Origin of the sequence: Bartonella sp. MU70NMGDW (genome assembly GCF_042194085.1) — a bacterium.
GTDB lineage: Bacteria > Pseudomonadota > Alphaproteobacteria > Rhizobiales > Rhizobiaceae > Bartonella > Bartonella grahamii.
Map to the genome: position 1 here is coordinate 1 of NZ_JBHIMK010000224.1, position 1,950 is coordinate 1,950.

Annotated in this window: 1 protein-coding gene and 1 tRNA gene; both read right to left on the reverse strand. The window is 35.2% G+C overall.

Annotated elements, in window-relative coordinates; genetic code table 11:
- Window positions 1–130: 130 nt before the first annotated feature.
- Window positions 131–220, reverse strand: a tRNA-Ser gene (locus ACFIKE_RS09950).
- A gap of 797 nt (window positions 221–1,017) precedes the next feature.
- Window positions 1,018–1,950: tyrosine-type recombinase/integrase (locus tag ACFIKE_RS09955; protein WP_375649674.1), on the reverse strand; the 933-nt coding region annotated here is incomplete at its 5' end.

The following is a 1,950-nucleotide window of genomic DNA, read 5'->3' on the forward strand; positions in this document are numbered from 1 at the left end:
CTTTAAAACTCTTTGAAAAAAAATAAATTGGTACAAAACCTAGTGGCAAAATATACAAAACCCGCTGGCAAGCTACACTGGCAAGCTACAATAAATAAAATCAACAAGTTATAGCACCATAAAAGTGCTGTGGCGGAGGGGGTGGGATTCGAACCCACGGTACAGTCTCCTGCACGCCGGTTTTCAAGACCGGTGCCTTAAACCGCTCGGCCACCCCTCCAAACTGGATATGCTTTTTGACAAATTTCTTGTAAAAGGTCAATCATTTTAATGCGCATTTTAAAGCGTTCTTTGTAAAACTATTTAAATTTCAATTAAAATAATTCTTCATAAGTCAATTCTTTGAGTGTGTTATCTAACGGTTTCATTTTTAAACATGATCGTTTTTTCTGTTTAAAAATTTTTCACAAAGCAATATTTTTTTAAGTTTTAACGACCGATATTCGTAATAATAAGAAAGGTTCAGTTGAAAATATTTGATAAATTATATTAAATTCTTTGCGGGCGTGTATTTTTGAATTATTTTATCTTTCCAGATATTTATTCTATTCAGATATCTAGTGCGTCTAAAGGGTATCTTGGAGGGAATAGCTGGTTTGCACTATTTGGAAAAGTTTTATGTAAGATTTGCATCGACAGTTTAAAATCTCTTCCAGATATGACTGGAAATTAGGTGTATTTATAATACTTTTTTTTGTGGGATAAGCAAAAAGTTAGTTGGAACGGAAGAAAATATTATTGAACAATACGCTTAGATCAATAGATAGCTTGTTAAGGTATTGCATAGTTTTTCAAGAATAGAACTTAAAAACGCTAAATTATGCAGAGGCAGAAAGCATAAACTTTAATAGACAAGGTTTTTAAAGCCGATTCATTCATAAGTATGTTTAGAACAAAAAACTTATTTACAAAATAAAATGGTGGGCGATGAGAGCAAATAAAAAGCAAGTAAAATAAAATAGTTATGTCTAATATGAGGGAATAGGTGAATCTTGATTCTATTGAGTTTTTTTGCCTCTATCCCTCATCTTTTTGAAGCTTTTTTATGGCTTCAAGAGCAAGTTTTTTACGGTCTGCGCTCTTTGTGTAAAGAGATGCCATAGCGTCATCTGTCCAGCCAAAAATTGCTTTGAGTTGTGATACTGTTGCACCAGAGTTAGCTGCGCGTGTTGCTGCTAATTTTCTTAAGCCATGTGCTGATTTTTTGATTCCCGCTACGTTACAAGCCTCACGAAAAAGGTTGCCAAAACTTTCTTTAACGAGTTTTTTACCTTCTTTACCACAAATGAATGTTTCTGCTCCAATAGGACCTGCTTCAAGCGTTTTGGCTAATTCCGGTAAAATGGGAAGAAAAACATCTGTTTGGAATTTACTTTTCTCTGTTTTAAGATGAATGATGTTATTCTTTACATCTTTCCAGCCAATGCGGACCGCATCACCACGACGCAAACCCGTATATAAAAGAACATCAATCCAAACGCGTTCATGGGTACCACGGGACCATCTTTGATAATATTTCTCAACATCTTCTTCTGTCCAAACAGCAAACCCATCTTTGTTGTGAAGGGCTGGTCTTTTAACACCTAAGGCTGGATTATTTTCTAAAAGACCTTGGTCAATTGCCCAATTAAAAAGTCCATTAAGGGCTTTCAGAAAGTTTCTAGCCATTGCTGGTGTTTCTTTACGCCGTTCAACACCGGCTATAATATGCTTCTTTTCAATTGCTTGGTATGGAATGTTTCCTATAGTATCACATACCTTCATAAGGATGAGTTCTTTTTGTTTTTTTGTAGCTTTAGTGTAACTATGCCAATTAGAGCTGTTAAAGTATTGTTTAAGCAGCCATGCAAATGAACCTTCAACAAGTTTACCGGTTTTTGATTTAGGAAGTATAAGCCCTTGTAACTCGGCAAGTGCGCTTTTGTAGTTATCAACAAACTCTTGCGTTCC